General features: G+C 67.5%; 17 protein-coding genes. 12 read left to right on the forward strand and 5 right to left on the reverse strand.

Annotated elements, in window-relative coordinates:
* Positions 1–90 precede the first annotated feature (90 nt).
* From J2753_RS02770 to J2753_RS02790, 5 genes are all read left to right on the forward strand, one after another.
* On the forward strand, positions 91–270 hold the full coding sequence (locus tag J2753_RS02770; protein ID WP_209490242.1) for a ribbon-helix-helix domain-containing protein: 180 nt from the start codon (positions 91–93) through the stop codon (positions 268–270).
* Complete coding sequence (locus J2753_RS02775; protein WP_209490244.1) at positions 267–1,001, forward strand: queuosine precursor transporter; 735 nt, start codon at positions 267–269, stop codon at positions 999–1,001. The genes J2753_RS02770 and J2753_RS02775 overlap by 4 nt, the downstream gene beginning before the upstream one ends.
* Before the next feature lie 47 nt (positions 1,002–1,048).
* Complete coding sequence (locus tag J2753_RS02780; protein WP_209490246.1) at positions 1,049–1,420, forward strand: hypothetical protein; 372 nt, start codon at positions 1,049–1,051, stop codon at positions 1,418–1,420.
* Positions 1,421–1,624: 204 nt separating this feature from the next.
* A complete protein-coding gene (locus J2753_RS02785) occupies positions 1,625–1,957 on the forward strand; it encodes a hypothetical protein (protein WP_209490248.1) in 333 nt (110 codons plus the stop codon).
* On the forward strand, positions 1,950–2,159 hold the full coding sequence (locus J2753_RS02790; RefSeq protein ID WP_209490250.1) for a hypothetical protein: 210 nt from the start codon (positions 1,950–1,952) through the stop codon (positions 2,157–2,159). Before J2753_RS02785 ends, J2753_RS02790 begins: the two co-directional genes overlap by 8 nt.
* Here J2753_RS02790 and J2753_RS02795 read toward each other — a convergent pair.
* Together J2753_RS02795 and J2753_RS02800 are read right to left on the reverse strand one after the other, a co-directional pair.
* Positions 2,156–3,046, reverse strand: coding sequence for a 23S rRNA (uridine(2552)-2'-O)-methyltransferase (locus J2753_RS02795; RefSeq protein WP_209490252.1), 891 nt, complete (start codon positions 3,044–3,046; stop codon positions 2,156–2,158). The two genes, J2753_RS02790 and J2753_RS02795, sit on opposite strands and share 4 nt — an antisense overlap.
* 237 nt (positions 3,047–3,283) lie before the next feature.
* Entirely contained in the window at positions 3,284–3,853 is a 570-nt protein-coding gene (locus J2753_RS02800; RefSeq protein WP_209490254.1) for an ArsR/SmtB family transcription factor, read from the reverse strand.
* A 133-nt stretch (positions 3,854–3,986) separates the two neighbouring features.
* On the opposite strand from J2753_RS02800, the gene J2753_RS02805 reads away from it, so the two are divergent.
* Positions 3,987–6,383 carry a heavy metal translocating P-type ATPase gene (locus J2753_RS02805; protein WP_209490256.1) on the forward strand — a complete coding sequence of 799 codons (2,397 nt, stop codon included), beginning with the start codon at positions 3,987–3,989 and terminating at the stop codon, positions 6,381–6,383.
* Here the strand turns inward: J2753_RS02805 and J2753_RS02810 are convergent, their stop codons facing one another.
* Both J2753_RS02810 and J2753_RS02815 read right to left on the reverse strand, forming a co-directional pair.
* Positions 6,384–6,590, reverse strand: a complete 207-nt coding sequence (locus tag J2753_RS02810) for a heavy-metal-associated domain-containing protein (protein ID WP_209490258.1) — start codon at positions 6,588–6,590, stop codon at positions 6,384–6,386. It lies immediately after the preceding gene.
* 52 nt (positions 6,591–6,642) lie between these two features.
* Positions 6,643–6,939, reverse strand: a complete 297-nt coding sequence (locus tag J2753_RS02815) for a hypothetical protein (RefSeq protein WP_209490259.1) — start codon at positions 6,937–6,939, stop codon at positions 6,643–6,645.
* Positions 6,940–7,030: 91 nt separating this feature from the next.
* Here J2753_RS02815 and J2753_RS02820 point away from each other — a divergent pair, with 91 nt between their 5' ends.
* A complete protein-coding gene (locus tag J2753_RS02820) occupies positions 7,031–8,032 on the forward strand; it encodes an aldo/keto reductase (protein WP_209490261.1) in 1,002 nt (333 codons plus the stop codon).
* A gap of 66 nt (positions 8,033–8,098) precedes the next feature.
* A complete protein-coding gene (locus J2753_RS02825) occupies positions 8,099–9,127 on the forward strand; it encodes a threonine aldolase family protein (RefSeq protein ID WP_209490263.1) in 1,029 nt (342 codons plus the stop codon).
* On the opposite strand, the gene J2753_RS02830 is transcribed toward J2753_RS02825, so the two are convergent.
* Positions 9,124–11,745 (reverse strand): GAF domain-containing protein, encoded by a 2,622-nt coding sequence (locus tag J2753_RS02830; protein ID WP_209490265.1) that lies wholly within the window; start codon positions 11,743–11,745, stop codon positions 9,124–9,126. The two genes, J2753_RS02825 and J2753_RS02830, sit on opposite strands and share 4 nt — an antisense overlap.
* A 208-nt stretch (positions 11,746–11,953) precedes the next feature.
* Between J2753_RS02830 and alaS the strand changes: the two genes are divergently transcribed.
* From alaS to J2753_RS14615, 4 genes are all read left to right on the forward strand, one after another.
* The gene (gene alaS, locus J2753_RS02835) at positions 11,954–14,716 is read left to right on the forward strand and encodes an alanine--tRNA ligase (protein ID WP_209490267.1); all 2,763 of its coding nucleotides are present in this window, start codon (positions 11,954–11,956) and stop codon (positions 14,714–14,716) included.
* Positions 14,717–14,769: 53 nt separating this feature from the next.
* Positions 14,770–15,546, forward strand: a complete 777-nt coding sequence (locus tag J2753_RS02840; protein WP_209490269.1) for a hypothetical protein — start codon at positions 14,770–14,772, stop codon at positions 15,544–15,546.
* Positions 15,547–15,752: 206 nt separating this feature from the next.
* Positions 15,753–16,520, forward strand: coding sequence for an alpha/beta fold hydrolase (locus tag J2753_RS02845; RefSeq protein WP_209490270.1), 768 nt, complete (start codon positions 15,753–15,755; stop codon positions 16,518–16,520).
* Between the two features lie 152 nt (positions 16,521–16,672).
* Entirely contained in the window at positions 16,673–16,855 is a 183-nt protein-coding gene (locus tag J2753_RS14615; RefSeq protein WP_321168773.1) for a CorA family divalent cation transporter, read from the forward strand.
* Positions 16,856–16,871 lie beyond the last annotated feature (16 nt).

Genomic DNA, 16,871 nt, shown 5'->3' on the forward strand with positions numbered 1-16,871 from the left:
ATATTCTCTCGAGAGTACTATGCGAGCATCGAACCAGCCACCACGGCGTGCTGTCGATACCGGCGTGACCGAACAGTCGGAGGGAGCGCAATGACCAAGGTTTCCGTCGAGATTCCCGACGAACTGCTCGAAGATCTGGACGAGCACGTCGGCGACGACGCGAAGTTCGTGAACCGCAGCGACGCCGTCCGGGCGTCGATCCGGAAGACGCTCGACCGCCTCGACGAGATCGACGAGCGACAGGGCCGGCTGGCGGAGGAGGAGTCGTGAGCGCCGAACGCCGCCCGCTCCCGGTCGACCGCCTGCTGCTGGTCGCGCTGTTCGTCACCGCGCTGGTGGTCGCCCAGCTAACGGCCGCGAAACTGCTCTCGTTCCAGCTACCGTTCTCCATCCCGGTCGCCGGCAGCGCGCTCACGCTCCCGGGCGCCGCGCTCGCGTACGCGGTCACCTACTTCGCCTCGGACTGCTACGCCGAACTGTACGGGAAACGGGCCGCGCGGGAACTGGTCAACGTCGCGTTCCTGATGAACTTCGTCGTGCTGGCGCTGGTCTGGAGCACCATCGTCGCCCCCGCGGCGAACCCCGAGTTCGCGAGCACGTTCTCGTCGGTGCTCGGCTCGGCGACCAACATCGTCGCCGGGAGCCTGCTCGCCTACGTCGCCAGCCAGAACTGGGACGTGATCGCGTTCCACCGGCTGAAGGAGTACACCGACGGTGAGAAGCTCTGGCTCCGCAACATCGGCTCGACGGCCAGCAGCCAACTCATCGACACCGTCATCTTCGTCGGCGTCGCGTTCTGGCTGCTCCCGCAGGTGGGCGTCGGCGCCGAGATGGGGCTCCCCCTCGTCGGCGGCGGCCCGGTGCCGAGCGTCGCCGCGCTGATCGTCGGCCAGTACGTGTTGAAGCTGGCTATCGCACTGATCGACACCCCGTTCGTCTACGCGGTGGTCCGGGCGGTCCGGAACCGCGAGGCGGGCGAACGCCGACTGTTCGCGGCGTAGCTGTCCAGTAGTCAAGTTTTTCACGCCCGCAGCCGAGGATCAGCGTGATGGAGATCACCAGCTCCCTCTGGAGTGCCCTCTCGGCGGTCGCCGCCGTCGTCGCCGCAGCCATCACGGCCGGCCTGCTGTTCGTCGCCGACTCCCCCGTCCTCCCGGCGGTCGGGATGGCGCTGCTCGCGACAGCCTTCTTCGCGCTGAGCGCGCTCCCTCGCGTTCGAGCGCACCACGCGTACGGTCCGCTGAACGTCGGATTCGTCGCCGCGATGCTGGCGCTCTGGTTCGCGACGCTGCGGGTCGGCCCCGCCGGGGAATCGGCCGTGACCGGACTCGTCGGTGGCCTCGCTGCCGTCGGTCTCGCCGTCGCCGCCGTCGAACTGTACCGCTATCGGCGGGGCGGCGTCACACCGCATCTCGGCTGAGTTGTCACGGACTGCGTGGCTTTTTCTCGCCGGCGCACCGAGTCGGCGCCGATGGACGAACAGCGAGTGGGGACGGTTCTCTACGCGACCGCCGCGGTGCTGATCGCCGTCGTCGGCGCCACCTTCGCCGTCCGGCCCGGCGATTCCGCGCCGTAGGCCTACGCACTGGTCGCGCTGGGTGTCGCCTTCTTCGGCCTGAGCGCGGTGCCACAGGTCCGTGCCCACGACGCGTACAACGCCGTCGGCGTCACCAGAAATCTTCGATTTCTGGTTGGCAGACGAGAGCCTGCGGCTCTCGTCGACATCACCAGAACGCGGAGCGTTCTGGTTGCCCGCAGAGCGGAGCTCTGCGACGCCGCGTTCGCGACGGCGGTCTGTACCGTCGCCTACCTCGGGAGCGGGTCGCTGTTCGTAGGTATTCTTGCCGTCATCAGCGCAGTCGGGACGCTGGTGGAACTGTACAACTGGCAGGCTGGGACGACGTATCTGCGGCCGCCAGTTTCCTCCCGCCGGCCACCGAAGCGACCGTATGGGTAGCGACGCAATCGTCGGCCTCGATCAGGACACGTGGACGGTGATGGCGAAGTACAACCTCGCGCTAGCGACGCTGTTCGGACTGGTGACGGTCTGGGCCCAGCAGGCATCCCCGGCGGATCCCGGGAGCGTCCTGCTCGCGGAGAACGGCGTGTTGGCCCTGCTGTTCGGTGCGATCCAGACGTACGCCTGGATCTCGAGTTAGTCGAGTCGCTCGGCGAACGCGAAGTTCGGCTTCACGTCGGTGATCTCGATGTCGATCTCCTCGCCGACTTCGGCGTCGGCAACGAACACGGTGAACTGCTCGACCTTGGCGATCCCGTCGCCCTCCTCACCAGTGTCGGTGATCTCCACGGAGAGTTCGTCGCCCTCGGTGATGGGCGCCGTCGTGTAGCCCTTGCCGACCAGATACACCTCACTGGAGGAATCGCGGGAGGCCTCCGGGGTGACGGTGCGGACGTACTGGAACGACTCGCTCATCTCCTCGCGGAGGTCCGCCAGATCCCGACCCTGGAACACCTTGGCGACGAAGTCGCTGCCGGGCTTGAGGTACTGCTGGGCCGTCTCGAACGCGATGCGGGCGAGGTGGACCGAGCGCGCGTGGTCGAGTTCGTACTCGCCGGTCATGTTCGGCGCCATGTCCGAGATGACCAGATCAACGACGCCCTCTCCCTCGTCGGCATCACCAGAAATCTTCGATTTCTGGTTGGCAGACGAGAGTCTGCGGCTCTCGTCGACATCACCAGAACGCGGAGCGTTCTGGTTGGCCGCAGAGCTTCGCTCTGCGACGCCGAGTTCGCGGCGCAGGCGGTCGCGGGTCTGCTCCTCGGTCATGTCCCCGCGCATCGTCGTCACCTGATGGGGTTCGAGGTCGTCGATGCGCTGGAGGTCGACGCCGACCACCTTCCCCTGCGGGCCGACTTTCTCGGCGGCGACCTGAAGCCACCCGCCGGGGGCGGCGCCGAGGTCGACCACCGTGTCGCCATCCGCGAACAGGTCGGCGGTCTCGTCGAGCTGTTTCAGCTTGTAGGCTGACCGGGCGCGGTAGCCCTGCTGTTTGGCTCTGTTGTAGTAGTCGTCTTTTCCGCTCATACGTCTCTCACCGGGTTCGGTACGTCCCGCGTGGCGTCTCTCGGCGACGGCGCGTTCATACCGTCTCTGATGGGGTCGAACCGGAAAGGTACGTCGGATAGCGCCTGAAGACATGGGCGGAACAGCGCCCCGTCGGCTTCCACACTGGGACCCGGGCAACTCTTTCGACGACCCGTGTGGGACATCCGCGTGCGACGCTCGCGGTACAGGTCGGGCAGGCGGGCGACGATATCACCATCACGACCCCGACGGATCGTCACTGCCAGCAGAAACGTCGTCGAGGACCCCGGTCTCGCTCAGGTCGATGAGGGCGCGATTCAGTAGTTCGCGGAGGACGAACTCCTCGTAGTGCTGGGTCTCGCAGTACTCACTGGGCTTCATTTCGCGGGCGACCGCTTCGATCTCGTCGCCGTGCTCCGTGTACAGCGTTTCGACGAGCGACTCCAACTCCTCGGTCGCGGTCGCCTGCGTCCCCGCGAGGGTCTCGTCGGCCCCCTCCGGGAGGTCGTAGGAGAAGACGCGCGTGTTCGATCTGTAGTACTTCCGCGTGCCGCCACCAGCCTCCTCGAGGCGGGCGATTTCGACCATGCCGGCGTCCTTCAGGACGTTCACGTGGTGGCGCACCGTCGTCTCGGCCTTCTCTTCGCCGCGCCGCTGCAGTTCTTCGTGAATCCCCTTGATCGTCATCCCTTCGTCGGCAAGCATATCCAAAACCTTCGCTCGCACGTCGTTCTCGAGGGCTTTCGCCTTCTCGGGGGTGGTTGTGACGACCTCGCGGATCGGCACCTCGGATTCGAGCAGAGCCATTTCCTTACCGCCAGTTAGGGGAACAACGACAGTAAGAGTATCGCTACATATCCGATTTCGATATCGGGAAGTTAGCACCATTATGAAAGTGGTCGTAATGGTTATGCACGTCGCCCGGCAAGGACGACCCCAGATGGGGACGACACAGGAGCAGTTCAACGTCGGCGGGATGTCCTGCTCGTTCTGTGCGGAGAGCATCGAGAAGGCGTACCGCCGCACCGACGGCGTTGCCGACGTGGACGTGAGCCTCGCCCACGAGGAGGTGCTCGTGCAGTACGACGCGGATCGGATCAGCGAGGTCGACGTGAAGGACACACTCCGCGACCTCGGCTACACCATCCGCGATCCGGACAAGGAGAAACGGTACGAGGAGCAGCAGGCCGAACTCGCTGACGGCAAACGCCGCCTCGTCCTTGCGGGGAGCGCGTCCATCGTCGTCGCCGCGCTGATGAGTTGGATGATCATCGTGACGGGGCGTTTCGAGTCGGAGTCGCTGGCGATGGACCTCGTTACGCTCGCGTTGGCCCTCGGAACGATGTTCGGTCCCGGCCGCTACATCAAGGAGAAGGCCTATCAGAGCCTTCGCCGAGGCATCCTCAATCAGCACGTCCTGCTGGAGGCGGGGGCGTTCGCCGGCCTGCTCGGCGGGTTTCTCGGCCTGTTCGTCTTCGCCGACTTCCCGACCGTCCACTTCTTTGCGGTTTCCGTGTTCATCACCACCTACCACATCCTCTCGGAATACACGAGCCTTATCGTCCGCACGCGGGCCTCACAGGCCGTCCAGAGCCTCCTCGACCTCCGACCAGACACCGCACGCCGCGTCACCAGCGAGGCGCGAAGCGCCTCGGACCGGCCGAGCGGGGAGAGCAATGGCGACCAAAAGGGCTCCTCGAAGCGAGCGGGAAGCGATGCGGCCTGCGAGCAAAGCGACCCACGGGCCGATGAGACCAGCGTCGAGGAAGTGCCCGTCAACGACCTCGATGTCGGTGATCGCGTACGGGTCAAGCCCGGGGAGAGCATCCCCGTCGACGGCGAGGTCGTCAACGGCGAGTCGACGGTCGACGAGTCGGTCGCCACCGGCGAGTCCATCCCCGAGGAGAAATCCCCGGACGACGAGGTGATCGGCGGTAGCGTCAACCAGACGGGCACACTCCTCGTCGAGATGACCGCCACGGGCGAGGACGCGTTCCTGAACCAGGTCGCCCACGAGATCGAGGAAGCGCGGGCGATGAAACCCGGTATCATCAAGCTGGCCGACCGCGTCCTCAGGTACTTCGTCCCCGCCGTTCTGATCATCGCCACGCTGGCCTTCGTGTTCTGGCTGGTCGCGCCGCTCGCGTGGGGTGCCGATCCGAACGTCCGTCGGGGCGCCTTCGCCGCCTTGGCCGTCCTCGTCCTCGGGTACCCCTGTGCGCTGGGGATGGCGACGCCGCTGGCGCTGATCCGGGGGGGTGGCAAGGCCGCGAACCGCGGCATCCTGATGCGGTCGGGTGACGCCTTTCAGGTATCCCCCGATATTGACCACGTTGTGCTGGACAAGACCGGCACGATCACCGTCGGCGCGCCAGCCGTCAGCGAGGCCGTCGCGCTCGAAGGCGGGACACGAGGCGGCATCGAGTCCGAGATGCTGGCGACGGCGGCAAGCGCGGAGGCGTTCTCGGAACATCCGCTCGCGGACGCCGTCCTCGAGTACGCCGACGAGCGCGGCATCGACTACGACGATCCCGAAGGGTTCGACTCCATGACGGGCAGGGGCGTCCGCGCGACCGTCGACGGCGACGACGTGCTCGTGGGGAAGCCGGAATGGCTCGATGGGGAAGGAATCGACATCAGCGGCGCGGCCGACGAGGTTCAGCGGCTCCAGCGCCGCGGTCTCACGGTCTCCGGGGTCACCCGTGACGGCGATCTCGTCGGCCTACTCGGCATCGGCGACGGAATCAAGGGCGACGCCGCTGCGACCGTCCGCCGGATGACGGATGCAGGCATCACGCCCGTGATGATCACCGGCGACAATCAGCGAACGGCCGCGGCGGTCGCCGAGGAGGTCGGCATCGACCGCGTGATGGCCGACGTGCTGCCCGACGAGAAGCGCGAGGAGATCGGTCGCCTGCAGGACGGCGGGCACCGCGTCGCGATGGTCGGCGACGGTATCAACGACGCGCCGGCGCTCACGCAGGCGGACATCGGTATCGCCATCGGGGCAGGCACCGATATCGCCATCGAATCGGCAGACATCGTCCTGATGGGCGACCGGCTTGGCGGCGTGATGGACGCCCACGAGATCGGGACGGAGAGCTACCGGAAGACCCGACAGAATCTCGCTGCGGCGTTCGCGTTCAACGGCATCGGGGTCGCCGCCGCGACGACCGGACTCGTCCACCCGGTGTTTGCGATGATCGCGATGGTGCTATCCGTCTCGGCGGTGCTGGCCAACAGCTTCGCCGGCCAACTCCTCTCAGGCGAGGGCGTCAACACCGGCTTCAGCGTCGAAAACGGTGACGTGGGCCGTAGAGGAGGGAACGGCCGTTGACTAGGGCGCCACGTCGTAGCCCGCGTCTTCGATAGCGGCCTCGACGTCGTCGTCCGCGACATCATCCTCGGCGGCGAGTTCGACAGTATTGGCCTCGTGGTCGGCTTCGACCCGGGTGACCCCCTCGAGGTTCCGAAGGGCGTTTTTCACGTTCTGCTCGCAGCCGTTGCACGACATGCCGGTGACGGAGATCGTTTTGCGCTCCATACATGTGTGGTGTGGCGCCAGCAACAAATCCGTTGTGAGGATTGTTGGAGTACTACGGAAAGCTTCGCTCCGGCGCGGCCGCCTCGGCGTCCTCGTTCTCGATCTCCTCGATTCGCTCGTGGAGTTCCTCGACGTCCTCCTCGTCGACGGTGCCCCAGTAGGCGACGATGGCCAGCGAGAGCAGGAACACGATCCCCCAGCCCACCGTCTCGTAGGCGTCGGGCACGTACTGATTGAAGATGCCGTCGATCACCCCCTCCAGCGAGAAGACGATGATCACCGGCCCCACCACGTCGCGTGGCAGGAAGTGGTCGACGTACGCACGGAGCACGCGTGGGTCCCAGTCCATACGGATGCCTCGGCCGGGTGGGAAATCAATCTCGGGGCGGACGCCGCCGATTGTCGAACGTTTTTCCGCCGGCGCCCCTAGTTTCGCGTACATGAGCGATACCGATCTCGGCTTCGTACAGTTCGGCGACAGCGGCCTCCAGACGAGCGAACTCCAGTTCGGCACGTGGCGCTTCGGCCGCGAGACCGAGGAGGGCAACGTCGAGATCGACGAGGGGCAGGCAAAGACCCTGCTCGATGCCTACGCCGACGCCGGCGGGCGCTATATCGACGCCGCGGACGTCTACGGCGGCGGGAAGGCCGAGGAGTGGATCGGCGACTGGCTGGCCGAGCGTGACCGGGAGCGCTACACGGTCGCCTCCAAAATCTACTGGCAGATCCGGGAGGACGACCCCAACAGCCGCGGCACGAACCGGAAGAACCTCCGGCACCGCGTCGACGCCATCCTCGACCGCCTCGACACCGACTACATCGACGTGCTCTATCTCCACCGCTGGGACGGCGAGACGCCAACCCGCGAGACGATGAAGACTCTCAACGCGCTGGTCGAGGAGGGCAAAGTCCACTACCTCGGCGCGTCGACGCTCCGACCCAACGCCTGGCGCGTCGCGAAGGCCAACGAACTCGCCCGCGCGGAGGGCTGGGTGCCGTTCTCGGTGCTCCAGCCGCGCTACAACCTCGTCGACCGCGAGGTCGAGGGAGACTACCTCCAGTTCGCCCGCGAGGAGGGGCTGGCGGTCTGTCCGTGGAGCCCGCTCGGCCAGGGGTTCCTGACCGGGAAGTACGACCGCGAGGAGGGCCTGACCGGCGAATCTCGCGCCGCCGAATCCTCCCGCTTCGAGAGCGCCTACCTCACCGAGACGAACTTCGACGTGCACGACGTGCTCGATGCCGTCGCCGACGAGGTCGACGCCACGCCCGCGCAGGTCGCGCTCGCGTGGCTCCAGCACCGTGACGGCGTGACGGCGCCGATTGTGGGGGCCCGAACCGTGGAGCAGCTCGAGGAGAATCTCGCGTCCGCCGAAATCGACCTCAGTGACGAGCAGGCCGACCGACTGACCGAGGCGAAGGGCGGCCCGTACGCGAACCTCTAACAAGGTCAAGCGACGCGTTCTCACGCCACCGGTTTCCTTATTCCTCCCCCTCTCCCAGCCACCACCATGGTTGTAGACCTGCGCTCCGACACCGTCACCAGACCGTCCGACGCGATGCGGGACGCCGCCAAGAACGCCGAGGTCGGCGACGACGTCTACCGCGACGATCCGAGCGTCAACGAACTCGAGCGCCGCGCCGCCGAAATCCTCGGGAAGGAGGCCGGCCTGTTCGTCCCCAGCGGGACGATGGGCAACCAAGTCGCCATCCGGGCCCACACCGACCGCGGGCAGGAGCTACTGGCCGACGAGCACGCCCACGTCCTCAAGTGGGAACTCGGCGCCGTCGCCCAACTCAGCAGCCTGCAGACACGCCTGCTTGACTTCGGCGACTCCGGCGCGCCCACACCTGAGCAGGTCGAGGGGGGTATCGTCGAGGAAGGCCTCCACGAGGCCGGCACGGGGCTGTTCTGTCTGGAGAACACCCACAACTATCGTGGCGGTGTCGCCGTCCCGAAAGAAGAGATCGACGCCGCGGCCGAAGTCGCCCACGAACACGACGTGCCGGTCCACCTCGACGGCGCGCGCCTGTTCAACGCCGCCGAGGCGCTTTCCACCGACGCCGCCGCGCTCGCGGAGAACGTCGACAGCGTGATGTTCTGTCTCTCGAAGGGGCTCGGCGCCCCTGTCGGTTCCATGCTCGTCGGCGATCAGGCGTTCATCGACCGCGCACGCCGCGTCCGAAAGCTGTTCGGCGGCGGGATGCGCCAGGCCGGCATCATCGCCGCGCCGGGCCTGCTGGCACTGGAGAACCGCGAGCACCTCGCCGACGACCACCGGCGCGCCGCCCGGATCGCCGAAGACCTCGGCCAGATCGACGGCATCGAGACGACCGCGCCCGACAGCAACATCGTCGTCGCCGACGTGGCCGACACGGGGCTGAACGCCGAGGAGTTCGTCGGCCAGATCGAACAGCACGGCGTGCTCGCGGTCGCGTTCAGCGAGACCACCGTCCGCTTCACCACGAACTGGGACGTGACCGACGACGACATCGAGCAGGCAATCGACTCCGTGCGAACGGCGATGGCCGAGACCTAATCGGTCACGAACTCGAAGCGCGCGCCGCCCTCCTCGCTCGCCGTCGCCGACACCGACCAGCCGTGGGCCTCGGCGATGCTCTGGACGATGGGGAGGCCGAACCCAGTCCCCTCGTCGCTGGTCGTGACGCCCGTGTCGAACGGCTCGATATCGGGGTCGATCCCGGGACCGTCGTCGGCGACGTAGAAGCCCGCCGGCCGCCGCAGGTCGCCGACCGTGACCGTCGGCGTCTCGCCGGCGTGCTCGATGCTGTTCCGGTAGAGGTTCTCGAACAGTTCGATCAGGCGCTCGGGGTCGGCGTCGATATCCCGGCCGCTCTCGACGCGCAGCGACGCGTCGCCGGTGGCGACGTGGCTCCAGGCCTCGTGGGTCATCTCCTCGAGGCCGACCGACTCGGTCTCGCCAACGTCCCGGCCCTCACGGGCCAGCGCCAGCAGGTCCGTCACGAGGTCGTCCATGCGCTCGATGGCGTCCTCGACGCGGTCGAGATGGGCCTCGTCGCTCGTCTCCCGAACGAGTTCGAGATAGCCCGCGGCGACGTTGAGCGGGTTCCGGAGGTCGTGGCTCACGACGCTCGCGAACTGGTCGAGGCGCTCGTTCTGCCGGCGGAGTTCAGCCTCGCGCTCGCGTTGCTCGGTCACGTCCGAGTAGATGGCGTAGCCGGGCGCGCTCTCCTCGCCGACCTCCAGGGGCGTAACCTGTAGCAGGAAATGCTTGGGCCCGGTTGTGGTCTGGCGCTCGACTTCGGCCTGCACGCGCTCGCCATTGGCGATGCGTTCGTTGTACGACACGGCGTTCTCGTCGCCGTCGGACGGGATGATGAACTCGTCGAGGGACTCGCCGATCACCGAGTCGGCGTCGTGGCCGAACGTCTGCTCGAACGCGCCGTTGACCCGGCGAACGATCGGCTTGCCGTCGATCATCTCGTAGGCGACGGCCGCACCGGGGATGTTCTCGAACAGCGCGTCGAGGCTATCACGCTCGGTCCGGAGGTCCTCCTCGGCGCGCACCCGCTGGAGCGACACCGCGGTGTGGGCCATCAGTAGCTCTGCGAGGTCGACGTCCTCCTGATCGAACGCCGCTGGCTCGGTCGCAACGGCCTGAAACACGCCGAGATCCCCCAGTGGCACGGAGATGGCCGAGCGGAACGAGGCGTTGGTCGGGTCGGCGTCGGGGTTGGCGGCGAGATCGTCGACGAGGGACGGTTCGCCGGTGCGGGCGGTCTTGCCGGCCAGCCCCTCCGAGAGATGCATCGGCCGGCCCGCCTCGGGTGGGACGCCGCCGGACTCGACGACCGGCACGAGCATGTCGTCCTCCCGGAGGTCGATCTTGCACATATCGAGGGCAAGCACGTCCTCGGCGGCGTCGACCGCGCGGTCGAGCAGTTCGTCCTCCGTTTCGGCGCTTGCGAGCCCCATCGCCGTGGTGTGGAGGCGTTCGATCAGCCGCCGGGACTCCCGGAGCGCGGCCTCCGAACGGATGCGTTCGAGCGTCGCCTCCGCGTAGCCGACCAGTAGCTCCGCGAGTTCGCGGTCGCTCTCGTCGAACGTCCCGGTCTCGTCGGAGATGACCTGAAACACGCCGGCGTCGCCGACCGGCACCGAGATAGCCGACCTGATCGACTCGCCGGCCGGGTCGGCGTCGGGGTTCGTGCGGGCGTCATCGAGCAAGAACGACCGGTTCTCGTTGTACGTCCGGCCGAGAATACCGGCGTCAGTCGAAATCGCCGAAATCTGGTCGATCCGGCCCGCGACGGGGGTGAGCTCCCCGTCCCGGGCGATGAACAGCACCGACTGATCGAGCGCGAGCACGTCTTCGGCGATATCGACGACGCGGGCGAACAGCGCCGACTCGCTGTCGGCGTCGATCAGCGACGGCGCCGCACGGTGGAGTCGGGTGATCCGGGCCTGGCGCTGCCGGAGGCTCTCCTCGGCACGGATCCGGGCGTCGACCTGCGCGCCGTGGTTGGCCAGTAGCTGGCCGAACTCCAGATCGGCCTGGTCGAAGCTCCCGACATCCGGCGAGAGCGCCCCGAGCACGCCGACATCGCCAAACGGGATGGCGATTCCGGAGCGCAGCCCCTCGACACGCTGCTCGGCGACGGGGTGGGCGTCGATGTCCTCGATGATGGCTGGCTCGCCGGTCTGGCGCACCTCCGAGAGGACGCCGAACCCGGGTTCGGCGGTTTCGGGGGCGTCGGGGTCGGTCGAGGCGCCCAGCCGGAAGCTGTCGCCGTCGTAGAGATAGAGCACGGCGTTGCCGAAGCCGAGCACTTCCGAGCCGATTTCGACGACGCGCTGGTGAAGCCGCTCGCGGTCCTCGATCCCGATCAGTTCCGCAGAGCCCTCGTGGAGTCGGGCGATCCGGTCACGGTTCGGGGTGCCGTCGACGGCCGCCCGGACCCGCAGGGCGAGCGAATCGGCATCAGCGTCGGTCTCACCCGAGCCGTGGGCTGCGGCGCTCCGTACGGGGGGCGTCGAGCCCGCACAGTCGACCACCGGACAGCCAGCGTCGGCGGCCGCCGCGGCCAGCGACGTCGGCAGCGAGGCGGCACAGACGACGAGACAGTCGGGGGGGGACTCCTCGAAGGCGGCGAGCGCCAGAGCCGGGGCTCGCACGCACCCGGTGAACCCATTCCGATCCAGGAGGGAGCCGGCCGTGGAACACGGGCTGTCGCCGACGACGAGAATATCGGTACGATGTGACACGCGTGGGTACAGCTACTGTGAATCTTGTAAGAGAGTCGCATATGTGTTTCGGTAGACGGGATCCCGAGCCCACACGGACCCCGGAATCCTTTTGGCCGGCGGTGGACCACTGCCGGTAATGAGCGAGCTCGAGAGCGAGTACCGTCTCGACTACTTCGCGGAGAACGGGTTCGAGCGCCAGACCTGTTCGTCGTGTGGCGCCCGCTTCTGGAGCCGCACGGAGCGTGAGACCTGTGGCGAGCCCCCCTGTGAGGACTACGGCTTTATCGACGATCCCGGGTTCGAGAACGCGTACTCGCTGGTGGAGATGCGCGAGGAGTTTCTCTCCTTTTTCGAGGAGCACGACCACGAACGGGTCCCCCCCGCACCCGTCGCCGCCAACCGCTGGCGCGACGACGTACTGTTGACCCAGGCATCCATCTACGACTTCCAGCCCCACGTCACGAGCGGGCAGTCGCCGCCGCCGGCGAACCCGTTGGTGGTCTCCCAGCCCTGCATCCGGATGCAAGACATCGACAACGTCGGGAAGACCGGCCGGCACACGATGGCCTTCGAGATGGGCGGCCACCACGCGTTCAACGCCGACGAAGGCACTGATTACGCCTACGAGGGCGAAGTCTACTGGAAGGACCAGTGTGTCGAGTACTGCGAGCAGTTCTTCGCCTCCATGGGTGTCCCGCGAGAGGAAATCACGTTCATCGAGGACCCGTGGGTCGGCGGCGGCAACGCCGGCCCCGCCTTCGAGGTCATCTACAAGGGGCTCGAACTGGCGACGCTCGTCTTCATGATGCTGGAGCAGGACCCCGACGGCGAGTACGAGATGAAGGACGGCAACACGTACTCCGAGATGGACCGCCGGGTCGTCGACACGGGGTACGGCATCGAGCGCTGGACGTGGATGAGTCAGGGCACCCCGACCGTCTACGAAGCTATCTACCCCGAAAGCATCGAGTATCTCAAAGGCGAGGCCGGGATCGACCTGACCGAGGAGGAAGCCGATCTGGTCCACCGCGCCTCGAAGCTGGCGGGCCACATGGACATCGACGAGGCCGAGGACATGGAGGCCGCCCGGGACACCATCGCCGACCGGCTGGACGTCCCCGTGAGTCGGCTCGAGGAACTGATGGAGCCCCTGGAGGCCATCTACGCCATCGCCGACCACGCGCGCTGTCTCGCCTACATGTTCGGCGACGAGATCGTCCCCTCGAACGTCGGGACGGGCTATCTCGCCCGGATGGTGCTCCGCCGCACCAAGCGACTCGTCGACGACGTGGGCATCGACGTCCCCCTTGAGGACCTGGTGGACCGCGAGGCCGACCGGCTCGGCTACGAGAACCGTGAGACCATCCGCGATATCGTCCGCACCGAGGAGCGCAAGTACCAGGAGACGCTCGAACGCGGCGGCCGGAAGGTGCGCCAGCTGGCCGACGAGCACGCCCAGGCCGGGACACCCATCCCGACCGAGAAGCTGCTGGAACTGTACGACTCCCACGGCATCCAGCCGTCGATGGTCGCCGACATCGCCGAGGAGCGCGGCGCCGAAGTGAACGAACCCGACGACTTCTACTCGCTGGTCGCCGCCCGCCACGACTCCGAGGAGGCCCTGGAGGCGGAGCACGAGGAGGCCGACCGCGCCGACGAACTCCCGGACACCGAACAGCTCTACTACGAGGATCAGGACCGCATGGAGTTCGAGGCGGTCGTCCTCGACGTGCTCGAGCGCGAGGAGGGGTACGACGTGGCGCTCGACCAGACGATGTTCTACCCCAAGGGCGGCGGGCAGCCGGCCGACCACGGGACGCTCGTCTCCGAGGACGGCAGCGTCGAGGTGACCGACGTGCAGATGCGTGACGGCGTGATCCTCCACCGCACCGAAGAATCCCCCGGCAAGGGTGAGTTCGTCACCGGCCAAATCGACGCCGAGCGGCGTCGGCGCCTGATGGCCCACCACACCGCGACCCACATCGTCGGCGCCGCCGCGCGGCGCGTGCTCGGCGAGCACGTCCGGCAGGCCGGCGCCCAGAAGGGCGTCGATAGCTCCCGGCTGGACGTGAACCACTACGACCGGGTGAGCCGCGAGGAGGTCAAGGAGATCGAACGGGTTGCCAACGAGATGGTGACCGACAACACGCCGATTCGCCAAGAGTGGCCCGGCCGCCACGAGGCCGAGGCCGAGCACGGCTTCGACCTCTATCAGGGCGGCATCCCGCCGGGAGAGAACATCCGCCTGATCCACGTCGGCGACGACGTGCAGGCCTGCGGCGGCACCCACGTCAGCCGAACTGGCGACGTGGGCGCGATCAAGATCCTGAACACCGAACCCGTGCAGGACGGCGTCGAGCGGTTCGTGTTCGCCGCGGGCGAGGCCGCCGTCGAGGCGACCCAGCGCACCGAGGACGCCCTCTACGAGGCCGCCGAGACGTTCGACGTGAACCCACAGGAGGTGCCCGACGCCGCCGAGCGCTTCTTCATCGAGTGGAAGGAGCGAGGCAAGACCATCGAGGACCTCACGGAACAGCTCGCGGCAGCCCGCGCGGGCGGCGGCGAGAACGCCGAGGAGGTGGACATCGACGGTACGACCGCGGTGATCCAGCGCATCGACGCCGACGCCGACGAACTGCAGGCCACCGCGAACGCGCTGGTCGACGACGGCAAGGTCGCGGTCGTCGGCTCCGGCATCGACGAGTCGGCCCAGATCGTCGTCGGCGTTCCCGAGGGTGTCGACGTCGACGCCGGCGAAGTCATCGGCGTACTGGCTCGCAAGGTCGGCGGCGGCGGCGGCGGCCCGCCAGACTTCGCGCAGGGCGGCGGCCCGGACGTGGGGGCCCTCGACGAGGCGCTGGCGGAAGCGCCCGACGTGCTGCGCGAGCAGTTGGAGTAGCGGCGAATTGGCGACGGCACAAAAGTTTCAACTGATCCCACGGGACTGAGGGTATGCAGAAATCGGTCCCTACAGTTGCCCTCGCAGTGGCACTCCTCCTCGCTGGCTGTACTGGCGGCGTCGGAACACCCGAAACAGACACGTCGCCGACAGTCACTCAGACGGCGGAGTCGACGCCGACTGAGGCGCCAACTGAGACACAGACAGCGACGCCGACCGAACAGTCCCCGACCACCACGGTCGAACCCAGGAGCGTCGTCGACTACGAGGAACTGAACAGCCAGCAGCAGGACGCGTTCCGGGCAGCCATCGACGGGGAGGCGAAGTTCGTCCCGAACACGTCGTACGTGAGCGACTCCGCGGGGTACGCCTTCGAACACGCCGTTGCCTTCCAGAGGCACGAGCACGTCCGGTACGACGGCGACCTGTACCGGATCTCCACCCGTGCGGGAGAGCTGTACGCCTCCTACCAGATCTGGGCGTCCGTCGGCTCACCGGGCGAGAACGCGACCGTCGTCGCGTTCGACGACCTCCCGGAAGACATCCGCGACGAAGTCCGGACCGCGATCACGGAGGGCGACTACCACGCACCGTTCGGGAAGTGGGAGTCACTCCCTGAACCCCTGCACGAGGCCGACTACGTCCGGTACGACGGCGAGGCCTACAAGATGACCTACGCCGTCGGGGATGCGTGGGCGACGGTAGTGACCGTCGAGCAGGTAGACCGATCAGCGCAGAATCGGGACCGCTACCGCTTCTCTAAGGTCCCGTCACACTCCGGACAGCGATCCGGCGCGGCGCCGGCCAACTCCACCGTCCGCTTGTTGTAGCAGTCAGAACAGAGCAGCACCCCACAGCGGTCACACTCGTAGCCATCGTAGCTCGCGAGGCCGAGCGCGTCCGTCAGCCCCCCGCCCGTGGCCTCGAGATGGGTTCCACACCGTTCACACTCGGGCATGGTGCCACCCACGCTACCGATGACTGTCAAACTGTGCATAGCCGGAACGGTAAACACCGATCCCCGCGAACGCCCGGTGTGCCCTACGCGAGCAACGACGACGTCTCGCTCTACTACGAGACCGACGGCGACGGCGAGGCGGTGCTGTGCTGTGGCGACGTGGGACTGGGGGCCTGGCAGTGGGGCTGGCAGCACGCCGCCCTCGCCGGCCCCTACGAGACGATGGTTGCCGACACCCGCGGCTGCGGGCGCTCGGACGACCCGCCCGCGGACTGCACCGTCGAGACGCTGGCCGCCGACGCAGTGGAGATCCTCCGGGATCACGGCGTGCGCACGGCCCACGTCGTCGGCGCCGGCCTCGGCGGCATGGTCGCACTGGAGTTGGCCCGCACCACCGGCCGGGTGCAGTCGCTCACCCTGATCGGGACCGCGCTCTCGGGCGACGGCTACGACCCCGAGCCGATGTACGCGCCGCCAACTGACGAGACCGGGCTGCGGCAGGGGCTTGAGGCCGCGCTCTCCCGGGAGTTCGTCGACGAGCAGGCCGACGCGATTTCCCAGTTTGTCGAGTGGCGCGCCGCCGAGGACGCCGATCCCGACTCGTGGGAGAAGCAGGCCGCCGCGCTTTCGGAGTTCGTGATCGAGAAGCCCTACGAGATCACCGAGCCGACGCTGGTGGTCCACGGCACCGACGACCGACTCTGCCCGATCGCTCGTGGCCACGAACTCGCCGACGACCTCCCGAACGCCGACCTGTTCGAGATCGAAGGCGCCGGCCACCTCGCGCACGTCGAGGCCTCGCGGGCGGTGAACGACCGACTGCGGACGCTTCTGGAGACGGCATAGCCGCGGGCGATTCACCGACGGGGCCGCGAACCCCGGCGCATGCAACGACGAGCGCTCGCTGGCTGGCTGTTGTCGCTCGCCGGGTTGGTGGGCTACGCCGCCGGGGTGTTCGTTCACTCCCTGACCGGGCGTTCTCACTGACCGCGGTGGTAGTGTACGCGGACGAGGAGGTGAAGCGCTCCGACGACATCGGCGCGACCGTCTTCACCCCGCTGACGGTCGTCATCGGCGTCTACGGCATGAACTTCGCGGGCACCTCCTTCGCGATGCCCGAACTCGGCTGGACGGCCGGCTATCCGGCGACGATGCTCGGAATGGGCTCGTGGCGGCGCTGATGCTCGCACACTCCCG

It is taken from the genome of Halolamina salifodinae (assembly GCF_017874235.1).
Classification (GTDB): Archaea; Halobacteriota; Halobacteria; order Halobacteriales; family Haloferacaceae; genus Halolamina; species Halolamina salifodinae.